The 24,373-nt window shown below is 71.6% G+C and carries 24 protein-coding genes; 2 read left to right on the top strand and 22 right to left on the bottom strand.

Annotated features, from left to right (window positions below; all coding sequences use genetic code 11):
- From ACFQZY_RS04235 to ACFQZY_RS04210, 6 genes are all read right to left on the bottom strand, one after another.
- Positions 1-726, bottom strand: a complete 726-nt coding sequence (locus tag ACFQZY_RS04235) for an SDR family NAD(P)-dependent oxidoreductase (protein ID WP_377413036.1) — start codon at positions 724-726, stop codon at positions 1-3.
- Positions 727-735: 9 nt separating this feature from the next.
- A complete protein-coding gene (locus ACFQZY_RS04230; protein WP_377413033.1) occupies positions 736-2,040 on the bottom strand; it encodes a TRAP transporter large permease in 1,305 nt (434 codons plus the stop codon).
- Positions 2,037-2,555: a TRAP transporter small permease gene (locus ACFQZY_RS04225; RefSeq protein WP_377413030.1), complete on the bottom strand. Its 519-nt coding sequence runs from the start codon at positions 2,553-2,555 to the stop codon at positions 2,037-2,039. The genes ACFQZY_RS04230 and ACFQZY_RS04225 overlap by 4 nt, the downstream gene beginning before the upstream one ends.
- A 67-nt stretch (positions 2,556-2,622) precedes the next feature.
- Complete coding sequence (gene dctP, locus ACFQZY_RS04220) at positions 2,623-3,615, bottom strand: TRAP transporter substrate-binding protein DctP (protein WP_377413027.1); 993 nt, start codon at positions 3,613-3,615, stop codon at positions 2,623-2,625.
- Between the two features lie 173 nt (positions 3,616-3,788).
- On the bottom strand, positions 3,789-4,466 hold the full coding sequence (locus tag ACFQZY_RS04215) for a TetR/AcrR family transcriptional regulator (protein WP_377413024.1): 678 nt from the start codon (positions 4,464-4,466) through the stop codon (positions 3,789-3,791).
- Positions 4,466-5,287, bottom strand: a complete 822-nt coding sequence (locus tag ACFQZY_RS04210) for an SDR family NAD(P)-dependent oxidoreductase (RefSeq protein WP_377413021.1) — start codon at positions 5,285-5,287, stop codon at positions 4,466-4,468. The genes ACFQZY_RS04215 and ACFQZY_RS04210 overlap by 1 nt, the downstream gene beginning before the upstream one ends.
- A 215-nt stretch (positions 5,288-5,502) precedes the next feature.
- Here ACFQZY_RS04210 and ACFQZY_RS04205 point away from each other — a divergent pair, with 215 nt between their 5' ends.
- Positions 5,503-6,276 carry a hypothetical protein gene (locus tag ACFQZY_RS04205; RefSeq protein WP_377413017.1) on the top strand — a complete coding sequence of 258 codons (774 nt, stop codon included), beginning with the start codon at positions 5,503-5,505 and terminating at the stop codon, positions 6,274-6,276.
- A 26-nt stretch (positions 6,277-6,302) separates the two neighbouring features.
- Here ACFQZY_RS04205 and ACFQZY_RS04200 read toward each other — a convergent pair whose 3' ends face one another.
- From ACFQZY_RS04200 to ACFQZY_RS04135, 14 genes are all read right to left on the bottom strand, one after another.
- Positions 6,303-7,241, bottom strand: a complete 939-nt coding sequence (locus tag ACFQZY_RS04200; protein ID WP_377413884.1) for a LysR substrate-binding domain-containing protein — start codon at positions 7,239-7,241, stop codon at positions 6,303-6,305.
- A gap of 78 nt (positions 7,242-7,319) precedes the next feature.
- Complete coding sequence (locus tag ACFQZY_RS04195) at positions 7,320-8,099, bottom strand: SDR family NAD(P)-dependent oxidoreductase (RefSeq protein WP_377413014.1); 780 nt, start codon at positions 8,097-8,099, stop codon at positions 7,320-7,322.
- A 15-nt stretch (positions 8,100-8,114) separates the two neighbouring features.
- Positions 8,115-9,878 carry an FAD-dependent oxidoreductase gene (locus ACFQZY_RS04190; RefSeq protein WP_377413010.1) on the bottom strand — a complete coding sequence of 588 codons (1,764 nt, stop codon included), beginning with the start codon at positions 9,876-9,878 and terminating at the stop codon, positions 8,115-8,117.
- A gap of 32 nt (positions 9,879-9,910) precedes the next feature.
- Complete coding sequence (locus tag ACFQZY_RS04185; RefSeq protein ID WP_377413006.1) at positions 9,911-11,332, bottom strand: FAD-dependent oxidoreductase; 1,422 nt, start codon at positions 11,330-11,332, stop codon at positions 9,911-9,913.
- A 13-nt stretch (positions 11,333-11,345) separates the two neighbouring features.
- Entirely contained in the window at positions 11,346-11,588 is a 243-nt protein-coding gene (locus ACFQZY_RS04180) for a hypothetical protein (RefSeq protein WP_377413003.1), read from the bottom strand.
- Positions 11,585-13,180 (bottom strand): FAD-dependent oxidoreductase, encoded by a 1,596-nt coding sequence (locus ACFQZY_RS04175; RefSeq protein WP_377413000.1) that lies wholly within the window; start codon positions 13,178-13,180, stop codon positions 11,585-11,587. The genes ACFQZY_RS04180 and ACFQZY_RS04175 overlap by 4 nt, the downstream gene beginning before the upstream one ends.
- Positions 13,181-13,292: 112 nt before the next feature.
- Positions 13,293-14,483, bottom strand: a complete 1,191-nt coding sequence (locus tag ACFQZY_RS04170) for an ABC transporter substrate-binding protein (RefSeq protein WP_377412997.1) — start codon at positions 14,481-14,483, stop codon at positions 13,293-13,295.
- Positions 14,484-14,541: 58 nt separating this feature from the next.
- The gene (locus tag ACFQZY_RS04165) at positions 14,542-15,246 is read right to left on the bottom strand and encodes an ABC transporter ATP-binding protein (RefSeq protein WP_377412994.1); all 705 of its coding nucleotides are present in this window, start codon (positions 15,244-15,246) and stop codon (positions 14,542-14,544) included.
- Positions 15,243-15,971: an ABC transporter ATP-binding protein gene (locus ACFQZY_RS04160; RefSeq protein WP_377412991.1), complete on the bottom strand. Its 729-nt coding sequence runs from the start codon at positions 15,969-15,971 to the stop codon at positions 15,243-15,245. Before ACFQZY_RS04160 ends, ACFQZY_RS04165 begins: the two co-directional genes overlap by 4 nt.
- Positions 15,968-16,960: a branched-chain amino acid ABC transporter permease gene (locus tag ACFQZY_RS04155; RefSeq protein ID WP_377412988.1), complete on the bottom strand. Its 993-nt coding sequence runs from the start codon at positions 16,958-16,960 to the stop codon at positions 15,968-15,970. Before ACFQZY_RS04155 ends, ACFQZY_RS04160 begins: the two co-directional genes overlap by 4 nt.
- Before the next feature lie 22 nt (positions 16,961-16,982).
- Positions 16,983-17,834 (bottom strand): branched-chain amino acid ABC transporter permease, encoded by an 852-nt coding sequence (locus ACFQZY_RS04150; RefSeq protein ID WP_377412985.1) that lies wholly within the window; start codon positions 17,832-17,834, stop codon positions 16,983-16,985.
- Between the two features lie 314 nt (positions 17,835-18,148).
- On the bottom strand, positions 18,149-18,958 hold the full coding sequence (locus tag ACFQZY_RS04145) for a PaaI family thioesterase (RefSeq protein ID WP_377412982.1): 810 nt from the start codon (positions 18,956-18,958) through the stop codon (positions 18,149-18,151).
- Positions 18,955-20,010, bottom strand: a complete 1,056-nt coding sequence (locus ACFQZY_RS04140) for a Gfo/Idh/MocA family protein (RefSeq protein ID WP_377412979.1) — start codon at positions 20,008-20,010, stop codon at positions 18,955-18,957. The genes ACFQZY_RS04145 and ACFQZY_RS04140 overlap by 4 nt, the downstream gene beginning before the upstream one ends.
- 7 nt (positions 20,011-20,017) lie before the next feature.
- Positions 20,018-20,713 carry an EthD domain-containing protein gene (locus ACFQZY_RS04135; RefSeq protein ID WP_377412976.1) on the bottom strand — a complete coding sequence of 232 codons (696 nt, stop codon included), beginning with the start codon at positions 20,711-20,713 and terminating at the stop codon, positions 20,018-20,020.
- A 241-nt stretch (positions 20,714-20,954) separates the two neighbouring features.
- On the opposite strand from ACFQZY_RS04135, the gene ACFQZY_RS04130 reads away from it, so the two are divergent.
- A complete protein-coding gene (locus tag ACFQZY_RS04130; protein WP_377412973.1) occupies positions 20,955-21,722 on the top strand; it encodes an SDR family NAD(P)-dependent oxidoreductase in 768 nt (255 codons plus the stop codon).
- Positions 21,723-21,778: 56 nt separating this feature from the next.
- Here the strand turns inward: ACFQZY_RS04130 and ACFQZY_RS04125 are convergent, their stop codons facing one another.
- Both ACFQZY_RS04125 and ACFQZY_RS04120 read right to left on the bottom strand, forming a co-directional pair.
- On the bottom strand, positions 21,779-22,567 hold the full coding sequence (locus tag ACFQZY_RS04125; RefSeq protein ID WP_377412970.1) for an enoyl-CoA hydratase: 789 nt from the start codon (positions 22,565-22,567) through the stop codon (positions 21,779-21,781).
- Between the two features lie 46 nt (positions 22,568-22,613).
- Complete coding sequence (locus ACFQZY_RS04120; protein ID WP_377412967.1) at positions 22,614-24,260, bottom strand: acyl-CoA synthetase; 1,647 nt, start codon at positions 24,258-24,260, stop codon at positions 22,614-22,616.
- Between the last annotated feature and the right edge of the window lie 113 nt (positions 24,261-24,373).

Here is a 24,373-nt window from a genome sequence, read left to right as displayed (position 1 = left end):
TCAGTAGGTGGCGCGGCCGCCAGAGGCGTCGAACACCGCGCCGGTGCAGAAGGAGCAGTCGTCGCTGGCCAGCCAGGCTGCGAGCGCGCCGATCTCGGCCGGCTCGCCGGCGCGGCCCATGGGGATGCGGGCCAGGTTCTCGCGGCGCTTCTCGGGCGTCATCTGGTCGAGCAGGTCGGTGGCCACCATCGCCGGCGCGATGCAGTTCACGCGGATGGCGGTGGCGGCCAGCTCCTTGCCCAGCGACTTGGTCAGCGCGATCACGCCGGCCTTGGCCGCCGAATACGCCGACTGCCCCGCGTTGCCCTCCTTGCCGGCGATCGAGGCCATGTTCACGATGCGGCCGCGGTTGCGCGCCTGCATCTGCGGCACCACCTCGCGGCAGCACAGGAAGGTGCCGGTGAGGTTGATCGCCATCACCCGCTGCCACGCCTCCAGCGAGTACTCGGCCACCGGCAGCACCGGGCCGGTGATGCCTGCCGAATTCACCAGGATGTCGATCGGCCCGACCTCGGACTGCGTGCGCCGCACGGCCTCGCGCACCGAGTCCTCGCGGGTCACGTCGACCTGCAGGAAATGCAGGCCCGGCTGCGCCGCGGGCGCGGCCAGGTCCCAGATGCAGACGGTCGCGCCGCCTTCGAGCAGCCGCTGGGCGATCGCGCGGCCCAGGCCGCCGGCGCCGCCGGTGATGACGGCGACGCGGCCCTTGACGTCGTAATGGTTCATGGAAGCTCGTTATCCCTTGTAGCCGAACAGGCGCGGCAGCCAGAGCACCAGGTCGGGGAAGGCGGTGAGCACCGCCAGCGCCGCGACCAGCACGTAGATGAAGGGCATCGTGTCGCGCACGATGGACTTGAAGGGGGCCTTGGTGATGTTGGCCACGATGAACAGCAGCAGCCCGTACGGCGGCGTGATCAGTCCGATCATGAGGTTCATCACCACCACCAGGCCGAAGTGCACCATGTCCACGCCCAGGGCCTGGGCCGTGGGGATCAGGATCGGCACGATCACCAGCAGCACGGTGCTGGCGTCCAGCAGGCAGCCCAGTCCCAGCAGCAGCAGGTTCACCATCAGCAGGAACTCGCCGCGCGTGAGCTGGAAGGTGTCCAGCCAGGCCTTGATCGCCATCGGGATGTTCTCGACCGTCACCACGTAGTTGAACACCAGCGCCCCGGCGATCAGGATGCCCACCGAGGCGGTGTTGCGGGCGCTCGCGATCAGCGACGCGTAGGTGGCGCGCAGGGTCACCGACTTGTACAGGAGCCAGGAGATCACCAGCGCGTAGGCGGCGGCGACGGCGGCCGCCTCGGTCGGCGTCATCACGCCGCCGTAGATGCCGCCCAGGAGCACCACCGGCATCATCAGCGCCGGCAGCGCGTGCCAGGTGATCTTCGGCAGCTCGCGCAGGGGGACCGGCTTCTCCACCGGGAAGCCGTGCTTGACCGCCATGTACCAGTTCACGCCGGACATCACCACCGTCATCACCAGGCCGGGGATCACGCCGGCCAGGAACAGGTAGCCGATCGAGGCGTCCGACACCAGCGCATACAGCACCATGGGAATGGAAGGCGGGATGATGGGCCCGATCACCGCGGTCGCGGCGGTGATGGCCGCGGCGTAGCTGTGGGTGTAGCGCCCGCCCTTGACCATCATCTCGATGGTGAGCTTGCCCACGCCCACCGCATCGGCCACCGCGGAGCCGGACATGCCGGCGAAGATCAGGCTGGAGATCACGTTCACGTGGCCCAGGCCGCCGCGGAAGCGGCCCACCAGCGCATTGCAGAAGTCCATGAGGCGGTCGCTCAGGGCGCCGACCGACATGAAGTTGGCGGCCACGATGAACAGCGGGATCGCCAGCAGGGTGTAGCTGCCGTACAGGCCCTGCAGCAATTGCTCCGCGGCGATGCCGATGTCCTGGCCCACGGCGAACAGGTAGAAGATGGAGGCGCCGATCATCGCCAGCCCGATGGGCGCGCCGAGCATGCTCAGGCCGAAGATGATCAGGACGGTGAGCCCGAACGGGCTTTGGATGAAGCTCATAGTTCGGCGGCCTCCCGGCCCTCCAGGAAGCGTTGCGCCGCGCTGCCGGTGACGGCCTGCCACAGCACGATGGCCTGTCGCACGATCACGGCCAGCGAGAACAGCATGTAGACCGCGAAGACCCAGTTGAAGCGCCAGCCCAGGGCGGCGGTGGTCTCCACGCGCATGAAGGTGATGTAGTTCCAGGCGCCGGGCAGGCCGATCACGAACAGCACGATCACCGCCACGGCGCAGCCCCCCTCGATCACCCGGCGCGCCAGCGGCGGCACGGCGACGGTGATCAGGTCGATGCGGATGTCGTCCTCCGGCCTGGCCACGAGGGCCGAGCACCAGAGCACCGACCAGATCCAGGCGATGACGCAGATCTCCTCGGCCCAGGGCGTCGACGCGTTGAACACGTAGCGCGCCGTCACCTGGTACAGGAACGACACCATCATCGTCGCCATCAGGAAGGCGGCGACGTTCTCCGACCGGGCCAGGGACCAGCGCCCCGCCCGGCTCATTGCAGCAAGCATGAAACCCCCTCGGGATCAGCGGGAAGGCGCGGCGGCGCGCCTGCCGGGACGCCGCCGCGGGCGGGCATCAGAGCGCGCTGATGCGGTCCAGCATGCCGGGCTTCCACTCGGCGAGGTACTTGGACTTCTTGATGATCTCGATCGCGTGGTCGCGGAAGGCCTTGGTGTCGGGGGCGTAGACGTCCAGGCCCTGGGACTTCATGAAGGCGACCAGCTCCTGTTCCTCCTTGACCATCTGCGCGGTGATGGCTGCGGCCACGTCGTCGGCGGCCGCCTGCAGGCGCTGCTTCTGGGCGGCGCTCAGCGTGTCCCACTTGGACTTGCGGATGGACAGGATGTTGAAGTTCACCAGGTGGCTGGTCAGCACGTACTGGCTCAGGACCTCGTAGAACTTCATCGTGCGCGTGAGCGGCAGCGGGTTGTCCTGGGCGTCGATGGCGCCGCTTTGCAGCGCGGTGTAGACCTCGGTGAAGGCCACCGGCACCGGGTTGGCGCCCAGCGCCGTGCCGATGAACTGCCAGCCCTCGCCGGCGGGCATGCGCAGCTTGATGCCGGCCAGGTCGGCGGGCTTGTTGATCTTCTTCTTGGGCTTGAGGCTCACATGGCGCGTGCCGATGTAGAAGACCGAGAGCATCTTGATGCCCATCTTGTCCTCGGACATCTTGAACAGCTCCTTGCCGACGTCGCTGGCGAAGGTCTTCTGCATGTGGGCCAGGTCGCGCAGGACGTAGGGGGCGCCCACAATTCCCCATTCAGGGATTTGCCGCTGGATGTCCGAGACCGACAGCGCGCCCATGTCGAGGTTGCCCCGCTGCATCGCGACGATCTCGGTGCCCTGCTTGAACAGGGTCGCGCCGAAGTACGGCTTGAACTCGAAGTCCGGGCCGAGGGCGGGGCCGAACTTCTCGACCAGCAGCTTGGCGCGGACGTCCTGGTCGGTCATCGTCTCCGAGAAAGTCAGCGGAATCCTCGCCTGCGCGAAGGCGGCGGGGACCAGGCTCGTGGCGGCGAGTGCGGCACCTGCTTGGACGAGGGCGCGGCGGTTCATGGCGATGGACATGGGGCGTCTCCTGTTGATCGTTCGGCCGGTCTCGACGGCGCAGGCGCAGGCCCGGCGACCGCTGACGGCCGGGCCAGTCTATTTCACGACCCAGTGAATAACATTCGGGGTGACCCTAGGGTCTGTCAGCGAATTCCCTGGGCCCGGGGAATTCGCTGACAGACCCTGGGGCGTCAGTGCATCAGGAGGTAGCCCAGGATCACGTCGGTCACGTGGGACAGGCGCTCCGCCAGCGCGCGCGGCGTCATCAGGTCGCGCTTGAACATCAGGGCCAGGGTGTGGCGGTTGGAGACGTAGTAGTAGGTCAGGCCGACGATGCTGATGTACAGCTGCAGCGGGTCCACCCCGCCGCGGAAGACGCCGGCGGCGCGCCCGCGCTCGAGGATGGCGGCGAGCGACTCCACCAGCGGCTCGTTGATGCGGCCGATGTTGTCGGACTGGGCCAGGTGCCGCGCCTGGTGCAGGTTCTCGGTGTTGATCAGGCGCAGGAATTCGGGATGGCGCAGGTAGTAGTCCCAGGAGAAGCGGATCAGGGTGCGCACCGCGTCCACCGGGTCCATGTCCTGCAGGTTCAGGCGGATCTCCTCGCGGCGGATGTCGGCGATGGCGTCGACCAGCACCTCGACGAAGAGCCGCTCCTTGCTGCCGAAGTAGTAATAGATCAGGCGCTTGTCGAGCCCGACTTCCTGGGCCACGGCGTCCAGGCGCGTGCCGGACAGGCCCTGCTCGGCGAAGTGGGTGCGCGCCGCCGCCAGGATCAGGCGGCGCGAGCGCTCGGCGTCGCGCTGGCGCCGCTCGCCCTGGGCCTCCCCGGGCGGCTGCGGCGGACGGGGCTTGCGGGCGGCCGCCATCAGGACTTCGGCGCGGCGGCCTTGCCGGGCCGGCCCGGGATCATGGCCATCATGTGGCCGGAGATGCCGCCGTCGACCAGCAGGTCCACGCCATTGACGTAGGACGCGCCCTCGCTCACGAGGTAGGCCACCGCGTGGCCGATGTCCGCCGGCGTGCCGATGCGCCCCACCGGCACCAGGGCCTCGCGGCGGGCGCGGGTCTCGTCGTCCTGGTAGACGGCCTCGGTCAGCGGGGTGCGGATCATGCCGGGGCAGACGGTGTTGGTGCGGATGCCGTCAGGCCCCCATTCCTGCGCCAGTTGCCGGCACAGCATCACCAGGGCGGCCTTGGCCGGGGAATAGGCGCCCATGCCGGGGATCGGCTGGAGGCCGGTCATGGAGGCGATGGCGGTGATGCTGCCGCGCGTGCGCAGCAGGCTGGGCCGCGCGGCCTGCGCCATCAGCCACACCGAGCGGGTGTTCAGGTGGAAGCACTGGTCCCACTGCTCGACGGACATCTCGGCCAGCTTGCCCGGCGCCGAGGCGCCGGCCACGCACACCAGCGCGGACAGGTCGCCGCCCAGGGCCACGACGTCCTCGACCAGCGAGCGGCAGCGGGCCGGGTCGGTGACGTCGCCGCCCAGGGCGTGCACCGTCACGCCGGGCGCACGCAGGCCGGCGGCCAGCGCATCGAGCTTCTCGCCGGCGCGCGAGCCGGTGACGGTGAGGGTCAGCGCGCGGCCGTCGCGCCCGGCCTGGTCGATCAGCGCCCGGCAGATGCCGTGGCCGATGCCGCCGGTGGCGCCGGTGACGAGGGCATGGAAGGGGGTGGGTCGGGACATGGGTTTCTCCAGGGCAGGCGGGCGCGGGTGCGCGATGGACCGGAGAATAATGCACTCGATCGTGAATTACCCAGCCCGCCGGTCTGTGGCATCGCAGGGGTTTTCCCTCGGGCGGCGAGGGCTTCGCGGCGGCACGGCGGGGGCGCCGAAGCGCGAGGTCCGCGCGCCGGGGATGCGGGGCTTCAAGATTCGCCGGCTGCTGCCGATCCACCTTCATGCGCCACGTCCGACCGGTCCACCGCCTCGCCCTCCTCCTCGGCCTGCTGCTGGCCGCTGCGGCCCGGGCACAGGCCCCCGCACCTGCCGCGCCCGCAGCGCCGGCCCGGGCGGCCTCGGCAGCCGCTTCAGCGCCCGCGCCCGCAGCCTCCGCCCCGCCGGACGCGCCCGCCCCGGCGGCCTCCGCCCCCGCGCGCAAGCGCGCGGCTGCCCGGCCCGGCCCGCCGCCGCCCATGTGCGTGGTCGCCCAGTTCAAGGCCCTGGGCATGCGCACCCACGACCCGGTGCAGCGCGCCGCGCTCGCCGAGGACTGGCTGCGCCGCTACCTGCCCCGGTGCACCAAGGAGCAGGTGGCGGCGCTGCAATCCAACCTCTCCACCTGGCTGGGGACCGCCCTGACGATGGACATCAACGCCATGGTCGAAGGCGCGGTCGAGGCCCTGAACCTGGGCAACCCGGCGGCCATGGCGCAGATGTATGACTCACTGGGCAAGGCCCCCGTACCTGGCGGCGCCGAGGTCATGCGCTCGGGGACTCCGCCCGCACCCGTGGTCCAGCCCATGCCGACCCCGGCCGTGCTCGGTGGCAGCGTGAACTACGGGAATGTCGTCGGCCCTGGCGGCGTGAACCAGGTGGGCCGGGGGCACCAGATGGGTGACGTGAACCAGGTGGGCAGCATCAACCAGGCCGGAGGGATCAACCAGGCGAGTGGCATCAACCAGGCGGGCGAAGTCAAACAGGCGGTCGTCCCGCCGCCTTCCCGCGGCCGCTGACCCGCGGGCAATCGACGCGCCGGCGCTCAGGGCGGTGTGGCCGCCTGCGTCGAGAACTCGCGCACCACCTCGCGGATCGCGTCGACCGCGGTGTGCACCGCGATGCGGTCCAGGGCGTCTTCGCGCCAGTACATGGAGATGGAGCCGAGCACGCCGAGGTTCAGCGGGATGACCGAGAGCAGCTTGAGCCGGCTGTAGCGAAGCGCCGGGCGCTGCGAGGCCACGCCGATCATGTCGCTGTGCAGGAGCAGCGTGGTGGTGAGGGTGGCGGAGTTGGATTCCACGTGGTTGGCCGGCGGTATCTGTCCCACCAGGGCCAGCGCCCGGTCGAGTGCGCGGCGCACCGGCGTGCCGCGCGCCCACAGGGCCCACGGGTACTGCATCACCGCCTCCCAGTCGATGGTGGCGCGCTCGAAGATCGGGTGGTGGCTGCGCGCGACGAGGTGGATCGGCTCCGCATAGAGCACCTCGGTGCGCACGCGCGGGTCCTGGGTGGACATCTCCGAGGGACCGACCACCACGTCCAGCTCGCCGCTGCTCAGGGCGTCCATCAGCTGGTCGATCTTGTTCTCCAGGATCCGCACATGCGCCGAGGGCAGCTTGTCCTTGACCTTGAGCACGGCCATCGGCACGGTGTCCACCGACGACGCGCCCGCGAAGCCGATGGTGACCAGGCCGCTGCTGCCCGCGCGCATCAGCTGCATGTCGTCGCGGGCGGTGTCCAGGTGGGCCTCGATGCGCCGGGCGTGCGCGATCAGGGCCGCGCCATAGGTGGTGGGCCGCAGCCCGCGCGCATGCCGCTCGAACAGCGGCAGCCCGACATCCTCCTCCAGCTCCTTGAGCCACTTGGACAGACCCGGCTGCGTGGTGTGCAGCGACTCGGCCGACTGGCTCATGTTGCCCGTCTGCGCGAGGCTCAGGAGCATCTGCAGGTTGCGAAGGCGAAGTCGGTGCGTCCAGTCCAGGCTCATGCGGGCAGCGTCATGTACGGGTCGTGGTCAGGCCGCGGACTATAGCCCAAAGGCATACACCCCCCCGGGGCCTCACATGCTGGCGAGCAGGCCGCCGTCGATGGCGAGCAGCTGCCCGGTGACGAAGCTGGCGCCGGCGCTGGCCAGGAACAGGACCGCCGGCGCCACGTCCTCCGGCACGGCCCACCGGCCCACCGGGACCGACTGGCGCAGGAAGTCCTCGAAGCCCGCGCGCGTCTGCAGGCCGGTGGTGAACTCGGTGCGCACGAAGCCTGGCGCGATGGCATTGGCCGTGATGCCGTAGGCCGCGTACTCCACCGCCACCGCGCGGGTGAAGGCCGCCAGCGCGCCCTTGGCCGTGGTGTAGGCCGCGATGTTCGGCATGGTCGCCTCGGCCGAAATCGACGAGGTGGTGATGATGCGCCCGAAGCCCTGGCTGCACATGCCGCGCAGGAAGGTCTGGGTGCAGTGGAAGGCGCCGTTCACGTGCACGTTCATCAGCGACTGCCACTCCTGCGGCAGCATGTCCACCAGCGGCTTGCGGTTCTGGTTGCCCGCGTTGTTCACGAGGATGTCGACGTTCCAGCCCGCCACGGCCAGGGTGCGCTGGGCGGCCTGCACCGCGGCGAGGTCGGAGACGTCGAAGGGCGCTGCGCGCGCGTCCAGGCCCAGGGCGCGCAGCTGCGACGCGGCGTCCTCGCAGGCGGCGGCGTCGATGTCGCTGACCACGACGCGCGCGCCGGCCTGGCCCAGGGCCTGGGCGATGGCGCGGCCGATGCCGCGGGCCGAGCCGGTGACCAGGGCGGTGCGCCCGGCCAATCCGAAGGTTTTCTGCAGGTAGGCGGTGTTCATGGCGATGCGTCCAGGTCAGGCCGCGACGGCGGCGGAAGCCGCGCGCGCGGCGGCGGGGCGGGGCTCGCCAAGCTTGCCGGCGGCATGCAGGGCGATGCGGTAGCCGAAGGTCAGCGCCGGGCCCAGCGTGGTGCCGGGGCCGGGGTAGGTGCCGAGCATGACCGAGGCCATGTCAGCGCCGCAGGCATACAGGCCGCCGATGGGGCGGCCCTGCGCGTCGAGCACGCGCCCGTTCGGGTCGGTCTCCAGGCCGGTGCTCGTGCCGATCTCCGCGGGCCACACGGCCACCGCGACGAAAGGCCCCTGCTCGATCGGCGCGAGGCACGGGTTGGGCTGCACCGCCGGATCGCCGTTGAAGCGATTGAGCTGGGTATCGCCCTTGCCGAAGTCCAGGTCGCGGCCGGCCCGGGCCATGCCGTTGTAGCGGGTGACGGTGGCCACCAGCGCGCCGGGATCGACGCCGATCTTGCGGGCCAGCTCCTCCAGCGTGGCGCCGGTCGCCAGGTAGCCCTCGCGCTCGGCGGGGCCGAGGTCGCGGGTGCCCGGGTGCACCGCGCCCAGGCCGTAGCGGCGCACGAAGGCGGCCTCGCACACCAGGTAGGCCGGCATCGTCGGCGCGGTGCGGTGCGAGGCGTACATGCCCTCGACGAAGTCGTGGTACGACGCCGCCTCGTTGACGAAGCGCCGCCCCGCGCCGTTCACGGCGATCAGGCCCGGCTTGGCGCGGTCCAGCGACAGGTGCGGGAACACGCCCTGGCTGCCGTCCCGGCGGCGGGTGCGCGAGACCGGCGTCCAGAACGCGCCAGGGCCCTGCGTCTCGGGGCGAACGGCGGCGCCGAGGCGCTGGCCCAGGGCGATGCCGTCGCCGGTGTTCGTCGGGCAGGCCACCGTCAGCGGCGGCGTGGGCGCGGGCATGAACTGCCGGCGCATCGCCGGGTTGTGGCCGTAGCCGCCGGTGGCCAGCACCACGCCCTTGCGCGCGCGGATGCGGCGCGGGGTGCCGGCGACGTCCAGCACCACGCCGGTGATGCGGTCGCCCTCGCGCACCATCTCGCGCACCGTGCTGTCGAACAGGACCGGCACCTGCTGCCGGCGCAGGCTGTGGAACAGGCGCGCGGCCAGCGCATTGCCCATCACCAGCCGCGTGCCGCGCGAGAAGCGCAGGCGGTCGCCGAGGTAGCGCAGGAACAGCCGGCCGGCGTAGAGGAAGTCGGACACCGAACCGAACCGGTTGATCAGGCGAGGAATGTCGGCCTTGCCCGCCATCATCCCGCCCAGCACCATGAACTCCGGGATGGGGGGGCGCACCCGCTCGAAGTCGCGCCCCAGCAGGCGGCCGTCGAACAGCGCGGGTGCGAGCGCGCGGCCGGTGACGGCGGCGCCGGGCATGTCGCGGTAGTCGGGGTGCTTGCCGCAGGGGACGAACTGCACGTCGCTGCGCGCACGCAGGTAGTCCACCATCTGCGGGCCGCTCTCGAGGTAGGCGGCGCGCCGGCCCGAGGGGTCGGGCGCGCCGGTGAGCGCCTGCATGTAGGCATCGGCCGCCTCGGCGGTGTCGTCGAAGCCGGCCTCGCGGCTTTGCGTGTTGCCGGGGATCCAGATGGTGCCGGCCGAGGTCGACATCGTGCCGCCGACCTGCGACGACTTCTCCACCAGCACCGCCTTCAGCCCCTCGAGCGCCGCCACCAGCGCGCAGCCCATGCCGCCCGCGCCGGCGCCGACGACCACCAGGTCGGCCTCCTCGTCCCAGGCCGGGGCCCGTCCTTGCGTGTCTTGCATCGTTTCCATCCTCTTCGTGTGTCGGGCCGGGCTCAGGCCGGCTGCAGGCTCGCGACGATGGCCTCGCCCGCCAGCATCCCGAAGACGCCGGACTTGGACAGGCCGCCGGAGTAGCCCGAGGCGCCGCCCTGCCCCTCCAGCCCGCCGGTGCAGGCGCCGGCGGCGTACAGGCCGGGGATCGGCCGGCCGGCGTCGTCGACCACGCGCGCCTTCGCGTCGGTGGCGATGCCGCCCATGGTGTAGGTGATGCCGGCGCACACCGGCACCGCGTGGAAGGGCCCCAGCAGCACCGGCCAGGCCTTGTAGGCGCCGGTGCTGCGCGCCGGCTGCTCGCCGGCGCCGGGCTGCCCGATGACGAGGCGGTTGTACCGGTCCACCGTGTCCTGCAGGACCGCGGCGTCCAGGCCCAGCCTGCCCGCCAGCTCGCCCAGCGTGGGCGCACTCACCAGGTTGCCGCCGGCGCTCAGGAGGTAGGGATTGGCGGGCAGCAGCCAGTCGCGGCCCGGGCCGTTCCAGATCGCCTCGTCGATCACGATCACCGCCGACAGCGGGTCGTCCAGCCGGGCGACGGCATTGGTCACCGAGACGCCGCCCAGGCCCTCGTCGCAGAAGCGGCGGCCGCGCCCGTCCACCACCAGGCCCGCGGTGGCCAGGAAGTCCACCACCGGGTAGGGCCACAGGCCGCCATTCGTCAAGGCGTCGCGGTGCTGGAGGTGGCCGTAGAAATCGGACATGCCCACCAGCTTCGCGCCCACCGCCTCGGCCATGAGCAGGCCGGCGCCGCGGCCGGTCTCGGCGTTGCGTTGCAGCAGGCGCTCGGGGCGCGGGCTGATGAAGCGGCGCACGAGGTCGGGGTTGGCCTGGAAGCCGCCGTCGGCGATGACGACGCTGCGCGCGCGCAGCGTGATCGCCTCGCCCTGCGCGGTGATGGCCTGCACGCCGGCGCAGGCGCCCTCCTCCATGACCAGGCGGCGGGCCGTCACGCCGCGGCGGATGCGCCCGCCGCGTTCGGCCAGGCGTTCGCCCAGCGTGCGCAGCATCACGTCGCCGGCGCGGCCGCGCCAGTTCAGGCCGGTCTGGCGCACGCCCGGGGGCGAGAGCGAGTTGCGGCGCAGCCCGTCGGGGCCGGCCTGGATGAAGCGCACGCCGAGGGAGGACAGCCAGCGCAGCGCGCGCCGCGCGTTCTGCGTGAGCGCGTCGGCCAGCGCCGGGTCGGCGGTGTCGCGGGTCACGCGCATCAGGTTGGCGCGCACCCAGGCCGGGTCGCCGGCCATGTCGTCCATGGCGATGTGGAACAGGCCGCCGGTGTAGCGGCTGTTGCACAGGTAGGCCTCGTCGGTGCCCTGTTCGAGCACGACGACGGACAGGCCGTCCTGCGCCACGCGGTTGGCGGCCGACAGGCCGGCCAGGCCCGCGCCGATCACGATCACGTCGGGGGAGGAAGCGTCGGTCATGGTCCGCTCCTTCTCAGTACTTGGGGATCAGCGTGTCCGCGATGATCCGCAGCACCTCGACATAGCTCAGGAGCAGCCCGAGCAGCACGCCGGCGGCGATCACGCCCGCGGGCACGATCCACAGCGCGCCGGTGGCGACGCCGGCGCCCAGCGACAGCAGCAGCACCGCGGCGGCCAGGGCGATCGACAGCGGCTTGCCGCGCGCCACGAGGAACTGGACGACGGGATAGGTGGGGGGGGTGTAGTCCTGGCTCATGCGGGGGTCGCCTCGACGGGCGCGGAGTGGGATGCGGATTGAGGGCCGGGTCGGGACGCGGCAGCGGTCGCCGGCGCGGGCGTGTGGCGCTGCTGCGCGGCGAAACGGCCGGCGCGGCGGCCGGAGACCATGGCCCAGCCGATGTGGTGGCCGTGGCCGGCGAGCAGGGCGCCGCCCTGCCCCGCCGAGCCCGCGGCGTACAGGCCGGGGATGGCGGCGCCAGCGGTGTCGATCACCTCGTGGCGGGTGTTCACCGCCAGACCGCCCTCGGTGAAGACGATCCAGCTCATGACCGGGCCCAGCGCGTAGAACGGTCCCTGCGAGACGGGCTGGCGGGCATCGCCCGGGCGCCCGGCGAGCTCGCGGTTGTAGCCTTCGACCGAGCGGCGCAGCGACTCGACCGGCACGTCGATCTTGCGCGCCAGGGCCTCCAGCGTCGGCGCCTCGAAGTACAGGTCCGGGCGCGTGCGCCGGTAGTCCTTGAGGTAGGCGTAGGCCACGCCCGGCGCGGTGGAGACGAAGTTCGGCCACTGTTCGAAGGCGCTGGCCACGCGGTGGTCGAACACCAGGTAGGCCTGCTTCCCGGGCTGGCGGGCCACCTGCAGCTCGGGCCGGTCCAGCTCGTCGGCGAAGCGCTCGCCCTGCTGGTTCACCAGGACGGCGCCGGCGCGCAGCATCGAGGGCTCGGGCGCGAGCGAAGCCGTCATGAAGCGCGTGACGAAGGGGCGGAACATCCACAGCGGCAGGTTCATCAGCGCGAACTGCATCGGCTTGGTGATCCACCGGTAGGGAGGCAGGCGGCGCAGCAGGGTCTCCACCGGCGGCGCCTTGAAGCGCATGCTGGGGCCCCACATCACCTCGGGGTTGCGGATCCAGGCGCCCACCTGCTGCGCGAGGCGGTGGCCATCGCCGGTGCTGGCGGGGTTGATGGCGTCCACGTGCATCGCGTGCGGCACGTGCTCGCGCTTGAGGGAGTCGCTGGCGCTGAAGTCGCCGCTGGCCAGCACCACGCCGCCGGCGGCGATGAATTCGGTGGGGCCGTCACCGGTGTCGGCGACGATGCCGCGCACCGTCCCGCCCTCCACCACCAGGCGCTCGACGCGCGCGTTCAGGCGGATGTCCACGCCCAGGCGGCGGCACTCCTTGTGCAGGTAGTAGGCATAGGCGCGGGAGTTGGGCAGCACGTTGTGCATGCGCGGCTTGTTGTGGGGCGGCTCGGGCATGGGCCCGTAGAAGCACAGGCCGATGGAGATCAGCCACTCCAGCGTCTCGGGGGCATGGTCCACCAGCACGCGGCGCAGCGCCAGGTTCTCCTTGGCGGCCAGCTCGGGGGTGAGGAACAGCGACATGTCCTCGAAGTGCTCGTCGGGCGTGTCGGCGATGCCCTTGGCCTTCTGGAAGCGGGTGCCGGTGGCGGTGATCGAGCCCACCGACAGCCGCGTGGTGCCGCCCACGTGCGGGTTCTTCTCCAGGACGATGACGCGCGCGCCCTCCTCGGCGGCGGCGATCGCCGCGGCCATGCCGGAGCCGCCGGCTCCCATCACCACGACGTCGACGGTCTCGCGGCGCGCGGGGGTCTGTGCTTGGTTCATGTGTCTGCGTCTTTTCGGGAACAGCCGCCCCCGCGCTGCGACGCGCCGGGCGCCGCAGCGGGATCGGGAGCGGGCTGGGTTCAGGAATGCGCGGGCTGGCCGCGCGGCCCTCTTACATCTTGCAAAGCGGCGAGGCAGCCGGGATCAGCGCCGGGGCGTAGGTGTGCTCGGCGAAGGAGCGCATGCCGCCGTCGGCCACCTTGGCGCGGCCCATGAAGTTGGGGACCATGACCTGGTGGTCGGCCGCGCGCACCTGGATCGGGCCGTACACCGAGTCGATGGTGGCGCCGCGCAGCGCCTTGGACACCTCGGCGGGCTTGCCGCTCTTGGCCAGGCGGGCGCCTTCCAGCATCACCGTGGCGCCGTGGTAGGCCAGGCCCTCGGTCTCGGTGGGCAGGCGGTTGAATTTCGCCTTGAAGGCGGCGACGAAGGCCTTGTTGCGCGGGGTGTCGATGTCGGAGGCGTAGCCCAGCGTTCCGGCCATCCCGTCCTGCACCTTGCCGGTGGCGCGCAGCATGAAGTCCGACAGCATGGCGTGCCCCAGCAGCGCGGTCTTGGGCGTCAGGCTGAATTCGGCGGCCTGCTTCATGAAGGCGATGCCGTCGCGGCCCGGGATGGCGGCCCACACGGCGTCCACGCCGGCGGCCTTGAGCTGCGAGATGTAGGGCGAGTAGTCCTTGGTGCCCAGGGGGGCGAACAGCATCACCGGCACCTTCTTGCCCAGCGCCTCGGCCGCCTTGCGGAACGACTCGGAGGACTCGCGGCCCCAGGCGTAGTCGGCGCCGATCACGCCGAAGGTGTTGCCCTTGAGGTTCTTGGCCCAGGCGTTGATCATGGCCATGTCCATGGCGTCGGACTGCACCGTGCGGAAGGCGCGCGACTTGCACGTGTCGCCGGTGATCTTGTCGGACTTGCTCAGGGTGGCGAAGTAGGCGGCGTCCCAGCGGTCCAGGTTCTGCATGATGGACAGCGAGGTGGCCGAGCCGATCGGGCCGATGATCAGGTTGAAGCCGTCACGCGCCAGCTTCTCGGCGACGCGGCGGCCGCCGTCGGGCGTGCTCTCGTCGTCACCCTCGGCCACTTCGACCTTGGTGCCCTCGATGCCGCCCTTGGCATTCACCTCGTCGATCGCGAAGCGGATGCCGCGGATGGTCTCCTCGCCCATCTCGGCCCACACGCCGCTCTTGGACGAGACCAGGCCGACCTTGACCGGGTCCTTCAGTTGCGCGAGCGCCGTCACCGGGATGGCGGCAGCCAGGGTCGCCGTCGCCAGCAGGGCCTGCAGTTTCTTGAGTTTCAACACGGAAGTCTCCTCACACTCTTTGCACCGGAAACGGTCCGGCGGCCGGAATCCACGTCATTCACACCATGACGTGCGCCTCGAGGTCCTTCAGGCCCTCGCGCGAGTTCTCCACCTCGCCCTGCGCCACCACCGAGCCCTTGGCCATGGCCAGGTAACGGTGGGCGACCCGGGTGACCAGGCTCATGTTCTGCTCGATCAGCAGCAGCGCGGTGCCCTCGTCGGCCACGGCCCGGAAGATGGTCGCGAGCTGGTCGACGATCACCGGGGCCAGGCCCTCGGTGGGCTCGTCCAGCAGGATCAGGGCGGGGTTGGTCATGAGGGCGCGGCCCACCGCCAGCATCTGCTGCTGCCCGCCGGACAGGGCGGTGCCCGGGGTGTGGGCGCGCTCCTGCAGGATCGGGAACAGCTTGTAGATGGCGGGCACGGTCCACGGGCCCTTGCGGCCGACGGCAGCGCCCAGCAGCAGGTTCTCCTCGACGCTGAGGTTGGCCACGATGCGCCGGCCCTGCGGCACCACCGAGAGGCCGTGCTGGGCGGCCATGTAGGCGCGCGGGCGCTCGATGGCCTTGCCCCCCAGGCGCAGCCGGCCCGACTTCATCTGGGCCAGGCCGAGGATGGTGTTGACCACCGTGGTCTTGCCCACGCCGTTGCGCCCGATCAGGGCGACGCGCTCGCCGGCGTCCACGCGCAGGTCCAGGCCATGCAGGATGTGGGCGGAGCCGTAGTAGGCGTTGACGCCCTCGAGACTGAGCAGGGTGGTCATGCGGCGCTCCCCAGGTAGGCCTCGCGCACACGCGGGTCGGCGCGCACCTCGGCGGGCGAGCCCTGGGCGATCACGCGCCCGAGCTCGAAGACGGTGACGGCGTCGGAGATGCCGAAGACCACGTCCATGTCGTGTTCCACCAGCAGCACCGAGACATCCCAGCGGGAGGTCAGGGCCTTCAGGTGCTGGGCCAGGTCCAGCGACTCCTTGACCGAGAGGCCGGCCATGGGCTCGTCCAGCAGCAGCACGCCGGGGCGGCCCACCAGGGCCAGGGCCAGGTCCAGGCGGCGCTGCTCGCCGTAGCCCAGGTCCTCGGCGGTGGCGTCGGCGAGATGGCGCAGGTCCAGCTCGCGCAGCACCGCCTCGGCATCGGCATGGCTGTCGGCCACGCCCATCTTGTGCGAGGCGAGCTCGACCTGCTGGCGCACCTTCATCTGGCCGAAGATCGAGGTGCGCTGGAAGGAGCGCGAGAGCCCGCGGCGGCGGCGGTCCACCACGCCCAGGGCGCTGACGTCCTCCCCCATCAGGGTGACCTTGCCGCGGGTGAGCGGACGCCGGCCGGTGATGGCGTCGATGACGGTGGACTTGCCCGCGCCATTGGGGCCGATGAGGCCGCGGATCTGGCCCTTGCGCAAGGTGATGGCGACGCCATCGAGGGCCTTCACGCCGCCATAGTGGATGGCGACATCCTCGGCCTGGAGGATCACGTCAGGTGCGGCGGTCACGGGCGGGCCTCCACGGCAACGGGGGACACGGCGAGCGCGCGGCCGCCGCGGCGGCGGGCCAGGCGCTGCAGGGCGCCGGCAATGCCGGTGGGGGAGAACACGATCACCGCGATCAGCACCATGCCGAAGATCGACATCCAGTGCGTGGCGTGGTCGCCCAGCACGTCCTTGAACAGGAAGTAGACGACGGCGCCCAGCGGCGGGCCCCACAGCACCTTGAAGCCCCCGATCACGACCATCATCATGACCATCCCGGACAGGCTCCAGTGCAGCAGCTCCGGCGAGATGAAGCCGGTGTTGATCGCCGACAGCACGCCGGCGATGCCGGCCACCAGGGCCGACAGCGCGTACACCGCGGCACGGGGCAGCACCGTGCTGATGCCGATGAAGCGGGCGCGCTCCTCGTTGTCACGCACGGACTCGGTGATCGAGCCGAAGCGGCTTTGCAGCAGCAGGGCGAGCAGGAACAGCACCACGACCAGGGTGGACCAGCTCAGGATGAACATGGCCTGCGGCTTGAACAGCACGGACTGCGGGATGCCGAAGAGGGTGGCCGGCCAGTCGATGTTCATGCCGTCGGCGCCGCCGGTCATGCCGCGGGCGCGGTTGGCGGTGAGGTAGGCCATCTGGCCGATCGCCAGGGTCAGCATGCCGAAGGCGATGCCGGGCACGCGCACCACGATCAGGCCGATGAGGAAGGCCAGCACGGTCATCACGGCGAGCGATCCCAGGATGGCCACTTCGGCGGGCATCGCCTTCGTCTGCACCAGGATGCCGATGACGTAGCCGGCGCCGCCGAAGTACAGGGCATGGCCGAAGCTGACCATGCCGTTCTGTTTCAGCAGCAGGCCCACGCCCACCGCGAAGACGGCGTTGATCAGGGCCTGCGTGAACAGGCTGACCATCGAGTTGGAGGTGACCACGACCGGCACCAGCACGCCGAGGGCGAGCAGGGCCACGGTGGCCAGGCACATGCGGGAGGTTTTCATGCGTCGTTTCCCAGGAAAGGCCTCAGGTGCGGTTGCCGGCGAGCCCGGACGGGCGCCAGACCAGGATCGCCGCCATCAGCAGGAACGGCAGCAGCACCGCGGTGTCGGGCAGGTACACCGCGCCGATCGCCTGCACCATCCCCAGGACCAGGGCGGCGATGAACGCGCCGGCCAGCGAGCCCAGGCCGCCGATCACCACCACCACGAAGGAGTCGATGATCACGTCGGCGCTCATGGAGGGCGACAGCGACAGGAAGGGCGCCGCAACCACGCCGGCGAGGCCGGCCAGCGCGGTGCCCACGCCCACCACCAGGGCGGACAGCAGGTCGGTGTTCACGCCCTGCATCGCGGTGGTGGTGGGGTCGGTGGAGGCGGCGCGCACGAAGAGGCCGGCGCGCGAATGGCGCAGCCACAGCGTCAGGCCCAGCGCCACCGCCGCGCCCACCACGATCACGCCGATGCGGTAGGCCGGCACCTGCGCGCCCAGCAGGCTCACCGAGAAGTTCAGCGCGTCGGGCGCGGGCACCGAGAGGTTGGCCTTGCCCCAGACGGTCTGCACCATGTCCTCGATGACCAGCAGCAGCCCGAAGGTGACGAGCACCACGGTCAGCGGCTCGCGGTCCTGCAGCAGGCGGAAGCCATAGCGATCCAGCAGCACGCCCACCACCAGCATCACGGCCGGGGCGGCCACCAGGGCGACCCAGAAGTTGCTCTGCGCGGCGATGGTGTAGCCCAGGTAGGCGCCGAGCATGTACAGCGAGCCATGGGCGAAATTGACCACCCGGCGCAGGCCGTAGATGAGGGCCAGGCCGGAGCACATCACGATCAGCAATGCGCCGTAGACCAGGCCGTTGAACAGGTTGCTCACTAACACGTGACACGTCCTCTCGAGGCGTGAGCCTGCCCGCCGCACCGGCGCGCAGGCAGGTGCGGAAGCGGGGCTCCGCGGTGATGGGCCTCGCGGCCCGGGATCAGGGGAAGGGGAAGGCGGCGGCGCCGGTCAGGGCGCGGCGGCGGGTCGGGCGGGGTGTCTCATGTCGTCTCCGTAGGTGTCGTTCTGTTGATGCCTGCGCCGGGAGGACTCCCAGGGTCACCGGCATCGGCTGCATCGCAGTGTGAAGCGCGAGCCATAACCGATCCAATGAACTATTCGTATGGAGGATGCCTGGCGCGACATGGCTGCCCCCCTCAGCGCGTGCCGATGTATTTCCAGGCGCCGCTGGCCGTGGCCACGAGCCGGTCGCCCACGTGGAATTCACCGGTGAGGGCCGCGCCCAGCGGGGTGACGCCGCACGCCGTCGCGGTGGCCGCCACCACGTCGCCCACGCGCAATTCGCCCAGGTACTGGAAGGTGAGGGCCAGCGTGACCTCGGGCCGCCCGCCGCTGGCGCGCTCGGCGGCGCGGCCGAGGCAGACATCCCCCAGCAGCCGCAGCAGGTCGAGCGGGCCGCCGAAGGCCCCCGGCGAGTCGTGGTGCGGCAGCAGTTCGACGGCGCCGAAGCTGCGCGCGCCCTCGCAGGGCTTCTCGTACAGCGGGCCGGCATGGCGCGAGAAGGCATCGGCCGGCGACGGGGAGCGCACATGGCCGGCGGGCAGCGCGGAAGGCACGGCCTCGCCCGGCGGCGCGCTGGTGAGGCCATACAGGCCGCGCGCGGTGGACAGCAGGCCCTGCGGGCCGGTGAGTTCGCTGTCGATGAAGACCACGGTGCGGCTCGCGCGGGTGACGCGGGCGCGGGCCGTGACCTCCTCGCCCGGCTGCGCGGCGGCGAGGAACTCGTAGTGGCTCGAGAGGGGCAGCACGCGCGCGCCGGGCGCGGGGGGAGCGGCCGCCCGAAGCGCCTGCGCCATCGCGGCCTCGTGCAGCGTCATGACCACCGCGCCGTGGAGGCGGGAGCCCGGGTTGAGGTGCGGCGGGCCGACGCGCAGCGAGCAGGCCGCCAAACCCGGCTCGCCGGCCTGCAGCCGCACGCCGACGTGGGCCAGGAAGCCCGGGCTCATGCCGGCAGGTGCACCGTGGCGCCGCTGCGCGCGGCCTCGTGCACCGCCAGCGTCGCCTGCAGGGTGCGCAGGCCGTCGGGGCCGGAGCACACGGGCGACTCGCGGCCCTCGGCGACCGCGCGCAGGTGGCGCAGCTGCTCGACGTAGGGGTCCTGCCGGTGCACGGGCGTGCGCTCCTGCGTCAGCGGGTCGTGCCAGCCGCGCCTGCCGCGGTACGAGAAGAACTGCAGCTGGGGCAGCGTGAGCGAGCCCTCGGTGCCGGCGATGAAGAGGGCGTCCACGTCCTGCTTGGGGTAGTGGGCGGCCTCGCCGGCGGCGAGGTCCCAGTTCCAGGGCGCGGCGGCGGCGTCGCTCACGGTGAGCGTGCCCAGCGCGCCGCAGGCGAAGCGCACCACCACGGCGGCCGTGTCCTCCACCTCGAAGCCGCGCACGGCGCTGGAGCTGACCGCCTGCACGGTGCGGATGTCCCCGAGCAGGAAACGCAGCAGGTCGATGTCGTGGATCATGTTGATCAGGACCGGGCCCCCGCCGGCCTGGCGGCGCCAGGCCAGCTCGAAGTAGCTGTCCGGCTTGAGCCAGGTGGCCATGGCGGTGGCCGAGACGGCGCGGCCCAGCGCGCCGGCCTGCACCAGCTCGCGGGCCTTGCGCAGGATGGGGTTGTGCCGGCGCTGGTGCCCCACCAGCAGGGGCACGCCCAGGCGGGTGGCGGCGTCGCACAGGCGCTGGCCGTTCTCCAGGGTGTCGGCGATGGGCTTTTCGACCAGGGTCGCCAGGCCGCGCTCGAGGCAGGCGATGCCGATGTCCGCATGCGTGGCGTTGGGCGTGGCGACGATGGCGGCGCGGGCGGTGGTGGTGGCGGCCAGCTCCATCGGGTCGGCGTACCATGCCACGCCCAGCGACTGCGCGAGCTCGCGCGCGGCGGGCGTGGGGTCGGCGATGCCGGCGAGGCTGACGTCCGGGTGGGTGGCGATGCGCTCGATGTGCATGCGGCCGATGGCGCCGGCGCCGATGACGGCGACGGGCAGGCGGGCGGGAGTGGCGGCTTGGGTCATGGGTTTCTCAGCGGGTGGCGGTGTCGTCGTAGATCAGGTCCTCGCGGGCGGCGAAGCGCATCACGAGCGGGTCCTCGGGGCGGGGGTGGTCAGCGAGCGCGGCGCGCAGGTCCTCCAGCGTGGCGAAGCGCAGCTCCAGCACGCCGTCCCAGGCGGTGCGCGCGTCCACCGGCTCGCCGGCGGCCATGCCGCGCAACGCCTCCTGGCGCACCTCGTGCAACGCCAGGCCGCGCAGGCCCGGCAGCGCGAGGAGCGCCTGCGCCTGCGGCCCGGCCCAGGCCTGCATGAACTGCGCATGCGACTGGCCGGGCGCGCGGCGCGTGAACTCCAGCAGCTTGACGCCGGCAGCCTGCGGGTCGGCGCGCAGGACCAGGCTGTCGCAGTAGACGACCCGGCAGGCGGGCACGTCGAGGAACAGCAGTTCGTCGGGTCGCACGAAGCGCGCGTAGAGCGGGTCGTCCTGGAAGCCGCGGGCGAGCACGCCGTCGCCGGGCGGCAGCATCTGGGCCGCGCCGTCGAAGTCCCGGGAGAGGCCGGGAATGCCGGCGTCATGGAGGAAGTGGTTCTGGACGTAGCGGCGGTTGTAGGCCTTGTGGCCGGCCTGGTCGACCAGCACGTGGACGTGGGTCGTGCGCCAGTGGCGGGCGAACTGCGCGGGGTCGAGGTCGGCGCGGCGCCGAAGGACCGAGAACTTCGTGAGCATGGGGGTGCCGCGGGACGCCGGGTCCCGGCGGGTCGTCTCCTGGTCGTTGTCGTTGTGCCGGCGCAGTATCCGGGCGAAGGCATGGCGGCCGCCATGAACTTATCCCATGGTCCATCCATTCCAGGCCATACCTGGCCGGCCCATGCCCGTGGACACATGGGTCATGCGGAATCGCCATTTCCCCGGCCCGGCGTGCCCGGGCATAGTGCCGGCCATTCCAACGAACAGGAGACTCCGAGCCATGGTCCACGCCCCCGCATCCCCCCGCATCATTCCCGGGCGCTTCGAAGGCCGGGTGGCCCTGGTCACCGGAGGCGCCTCGGGCATGGGGCGAGCGACGGTCGACCGGCTGGTGGCGGAAGGCGCGCGCGTGGCCGTCTGGGACATCGACGCCGCCCGCCTGGACGCCGTGCACGGCGCACACGGCCCGCGGGTGCTCGTGCAGCAGGTCGACGTCACCGACGACGCGCGCGTGCAGGCCGCGATGGCGCAGGCCACGCAGCACTTCGGCCGGCTGGACATCCTCGTCAACGGCGCGGGCATCGTGGGTGACAACGGCCCGTTCTGGGACGTCAGGCGAAGCGCCTGGGACCGCATCCTGGCGATCAACCTGACCGCGGCCCTGGTGGTGAGCCAGGCGGCCCTGCCCCACCTGAGGCGCCAGGGCGGTCACATCGTGAACATCGCCTCGGTGGCGGCCAACGAGGGCCCGAAGAACATCGCCGCCTATGCGGCCTCCAAGGCGGGACTGGTGGGCCTGACCAAATCCATGGGCAAGGAGCTGGCGGGATCGGGCGTGGTGGTGAACGCGATCGCGCCGGCCCTGGTCGCCACCGAGTTGCTGTCGCAACTGACCCCGGAGTACATGCAGGCGGCCCTCGCGCGCATCCCGATGGGCCGCGCGGGCAGCCTGGACGAGGCCGCCGCGATGATCACCTGGATGTGCTCGCAGGAGTGCTCCTTCTGCACCGGCGCGGTGTTCGACCTCTCGGGGGGACGCGGGGTCTGAGGGGCAGGCGCCGCATCACCCTTGCAGTTGCGGCGGCCTGTCCTGACCTCCTGCGGTCAGGGGCGCGCCGGCTTCTTCTCCACGAAGGCCCGCACGCCGTCCTGCGCGCAGGCGTCGACCATGTTGCAGGCCATGGTCTGCACCGCGTCCTGGTAGGCCGCCTCCAGCCCCGCCTCGAGCTGCCGGTAGAACAGCTGCTTGCCCATCGCCAGCGCCACGCGCGGCTTGGCCAGGATGCTGTCCACCAGCGCCTCCACCGCGGCGTCCAGCGCCTCGGGCTCGGCGACGCGGTTCACCAGCCCGCGCGCCCGCGCCTCCCCGGCGTCGATGAACTCGCCCGTCACCAGCATCTCGAAGGCCTGCTTGCGCCCCACGTTGCGCGAGAGCGCGACGCTGGGCGTGGCGCAGAACAGGCCGAGGTTGATGCCGCTGACCGCGAACTTCGCGGTGCTGGAGGCCACCGCGAGGTCGCACTGCGCCACCAGCTGGCAGCCCGCGGCCGTGGCCACGCCCTGCACCTTGGCGATCACCGGCACCGGCAGGCGGTTGATGGCCAGCATCACCTGGCCGCAGCGCGAAAACAGGTCGCGGTAGTAGGCCTCGCGCGGGTCGGCCAGCATCTGCCTGAGGTCGTGGCCCGCGCAGAAGGCCTTGCCGGCGGCGGCGATGACCACCACCCGCACCGACTCGTCGTCGGCCAGCGACGCCAGCTCGCGCTGCAGCGCCGCCAGCACCTCCTCGCCGAGCGCGTTGAACGCCTGCGGCCGGTTCAGGGTCAGGGTGACGAGGCCGCGGCCGTCGTCCTCGCGCAGCACCGGCAGGCCGGGGGTGGTGTCCTGGGGCATCGTCTCGTCTCCTGTCGTGGTCGTGGGCATCCGGTGCGCCGGCGGCTCACCCGATCGCCGAGGCCGACTTCGCGCGCTCGCGCAGCTGGAACTTCTGGATCTTGCCGGTCGAGGTCTTGGGGATCTCCTCGAAGCGGATCTCGCGCGGCACCTTGTAGTGCGCCAGCACCTCGCGGCAATGGGCCACCAGGTCCTGCGCGGTCACCGTGGCGCCGGGCTTGACCTCCACATAGGCCAGCGGCGTCTCGCCCCACTTCGGGTCGGGCTTGGCCACCACCGCGCAGGCCAGCACCGCGGGGTGGCGGTACAGGGCATCCTCGACCTCGATGGAGCTGATGTTCTCGCCGCCGGAGATGATCACGTCCTTGCTGCGGTCCTTGATCTTGACGTAGCGGTCCGGCTCCATGACCGCCAGGTCGCCGGTGTGGAACCAGCCGCCGGCGAAGGCCTGCTTCGTCGCCGCGGGGTTCTTCAGGTAGCCCTTCATGACGATGTTGCCGCGGAACATGATCTCGCCCATGGACTGGCCGTCGGCCGGCACCTCGCGCATCGTTTCCGGGTCCATCACCGTCATGCCCTCCTGCAGCGGGTAGCGCACGCCCTGGCGGCCGTTCAGGCGGGTCTGCTCCGAGAGGCTCTCGCCGGCCCACGAGGGCCGCTGCACCGCCACCGCGGCGGGGCCGTAGACCTCGGTCAGGCCGTAGACATGGGTGATGGCGAAGCCGATCTTCGCCATGCCCTCGATCATCGCGGCCGGCGGCGCGGCGCCGGCGACCATGCCGCGCACCTGCCAGTCGATGCCCTGGCGCAGTTCGGCCGGCGCGTTGTAGATCAGGCTGTGGACGATGGGGGCCGCGCAGTAGTGGTCCACCCGGTGCTCGCGCATCGCCTCGAGGATGGACTGCGCGCTGATGTGGCGCAGGCACACATGGGTGCCGCCCAGCATCGCCAGCGTCCACGGGAAGCACCAGCCGTTGCAGTGGAACATCGGCAGCGTCCACAGGTAGCGCGGGAAGTGCGGCAGGGTCCAGGTGGCGGCGTTGCACACCGCGTTCAGGTAGGCGCCGCGGTGGTGGGTGACCACGCCCTTGGGGTCGCCGGTGGTGCCGCTGGTGTAGCTGATGGCGATGGCGTCCCACTCGTCCTGCGGGCCTTCCAGGCGGTCCAGGGGCGCGTGGGCGGCCAGCAGGTCCTCGTACGCGTGCGCGCCCAGGCGCTCGTGCGGGCCGGCGAACTCGCTGTCGCACACGTCGACCACGGTCACGGTGCGCCCGTGCTGCGACTGCAGCAGGGCCAGGGCCTTGCCCATCACCGGCGCGAACTCGCTGTCGGTGACCAGGACCGAGGCCTCGCAGTGGTTCATCTGCCAGGCCAGCAGGCTGGCGTCCAGGCGGGTGTTGAGGGTGTTGAGCACCGCGCCGAGGGCCGGCACCGCGTAGTGCGCCTCGACCATCTCGGGGGTGTTGGGCAGCATCACGCTGACGGTGCTGCCGCGGCCCACGCCCAGCGCCTTCAGCGCCGCGGCGAGGCGGGCCGAGCGCTCACGCATCTGGGCCCAGGTGTAGCGGCGCCTGCCGTGGATCACCGCGGGCAGGTCGCCGAAGACTTCGGCGCTGCGCTCGACGAAGCTGACCGGCGAGAGCGCCGCGTGGTTGGCGGGGTTCGGGTCCAGGTCCTGGTCGTAGATGCTCATGGGGCTCCTCGTGGCTTTTGTGATGGGAGAGGCCCGCACGCGAGGGAAACGGCGCGGGCCGCGCCGTGAATCTATGCATCCAAACTGACCGCAATCGTACAGCCGGCCGGGGG

It is taken from the genome of Ramlibacter sp. GCM10027632 (assembly GCF_042675325.1).
In the GTDB taxonomy this organism is placed as follows: Bacteria; Pseudomonadota; Gammaproteobacteria; order Burkholderiales; family Burkholderiaceae_C; genus Ramlibacter.
This window is presented reverse-complemented; position numbering and strand designations above follow the sequence as displayed.

What these genes read in the sequence shown, in the direction of transcription:
- ACFQZY_RS04190 (WP_377413010.1), bottom strand. Translation starts at nt 9,878, where the DNA reads ATGCAAGACACGCAAGGACGGGCCCCGGCCTGGGACGAGGAGGCCGAC.
- ACFQZY_RS04205 (WP_377413017.1), top strand. Translation starts at nt 5,503, where the DNA reads ATGCGCCACGTCCGACCGGTCCACCGCCTCGCCCTCCTCCTCGGCCTG.
- ACFQZY_RS04135 (WP_377412976.1), bottom strand. Translation starts at nt 20,713, where the DNA reads ATGCTCACGAAGTTCTCGGTCCTTCGGCGCCGCGCCGACCTCGACCCC.
- ACFQZY_RS04175 (WP_377413000.1), bottom strand. Translation starts at nt 13,180, where the DNA reads ATGAACCAAGCACAGACCCCCGCGCGCCGCGAGACCGTCGACGTCGTG.
- ACFQZY_RS04230 (WP_377413033.1), bottom strand. Translation starts at nt 2,040, where the DNA reads ATGAGCTTCATCCAAAGCCCGTTCGGGCTCACCGTCCTGATCATCTTC.
- ACFQZY_RS04215 (WP_377413024.1), bottom strand. Translation starts at nt 4,466, where the DNA reads ATGGCGGCCGCCCGCAAGCCCCGTCCGCCGCAGCCGCCCGGGGAGGCC.
- ACFQZY_RS04155 (WP_377412988.1), bottom strand. Translation starts at nt 16,960, where the DNA reads ATGAAAACCTCCCGCATGTGCCTGGCCACCGTGGCCCTGCTCGCCCTC.
- dctP (WP_377413027.1), bottom strand. Translation starts at nt 3,615, where the DNA reads ATGTCCATCGCCATGAACCGCCGCGCCCTCGTCCAAGCAGGTGCCGCA.
- ACFQZY_RS04235 (WP_377413036.1), bottom strand. Translation starts at nt 726, where the DNA reads ATGAACCATTACGACGTCAAGGGCCGCGTCGCCGTCATCACCGGCGGC.
- ACFQZY_RS04225 (WP_377413030.1), bottom strand. Translation starts at nt 2,555, where the DNA reads ATGCTTGCTGCAATGAGCCGGGCGGGGCGCTGGTCCCTGGCCCGGTCG.
- ACFQZY_RS04210 (WP_377413021.1), bottom strand. Translation starts at nt 5,287, where the DNA reads ATGTCCCGACCCACCCCCTTCCATGCCCTCGTCACCGGCGCCACCGGC.
- ACFQZY_RS04185 (WP_377413006.1), bottom strand. Translation starts at nt 11,332, where the DNA reads ATGACCGACGCTTCCTCCCCCGACGTGATCGTGATCGGCGCGGGCCTG.
- ACFQZY_RS04145 (WP_377412982.1), bottom strand. Translation starts at nt 18,958, where the DNA reads ATGAGCCCGGGCTTCCTGGCCCACGTCGGCGTGCGGCTGCAGGCCGGC.
- ACFQZY_RS04120 (WP_377412967.1), bottom strand. Translation starts at nt 24,260, where the DNA reads ATGAGCATCTACGACCAGGACCTGGACCCGAACCCCGCCAACCACGCG.
- ACFQZY_RS04165 (WP_377412994.1), bottom strand. Translation starts at nt 15,246, where the DNA reads ATGACCACCCTGCTCAGTCTCGAGGGCGTCAACGCCTACTACGGCTCC.
- ACFQZY_RS04195 (WP_377413014.1), bottom strand. Translation starts at nt 8,099, where the DNA reads ATGAACACCGCCTACCTGCAGAAAACCTTCGGATTGGCCGGGCGCACC.
- ACFQZY_RS04180 (WP_377413003.1), bottom strand. Translation starts at nt 11,588, where the DNA reads ATGAGCCAGGACTACACCCCCCCCACCTATCCCGTCGTCCAGTTCCTC.
- ACFQZY_RS04140 (WP_377412979.1), bottom strand. Translation starts at nt 20,010, where the DNA reads ATGACCCAAGCCGCCACTCCCGCCCGCCTGCCCGTCGCCGTCATCGGC.
- ACFQZY_RS04125 (WP_377412970.1), bottom strand. Translation starts at nt 22,567, where the DNA reads ATGCCCCAGGACACCACCCCCGGCCTGCCGGTGCTGCGCGAGGACGAC.
- ACFQZY_RS04130 (WP_377412973.1), top strand. Translation starts at nt 20,955, where the DNA reads ATGGTCCACGCCCCCGCATCCCCCCGCATCATTCCCGGGCGCTTCGAA.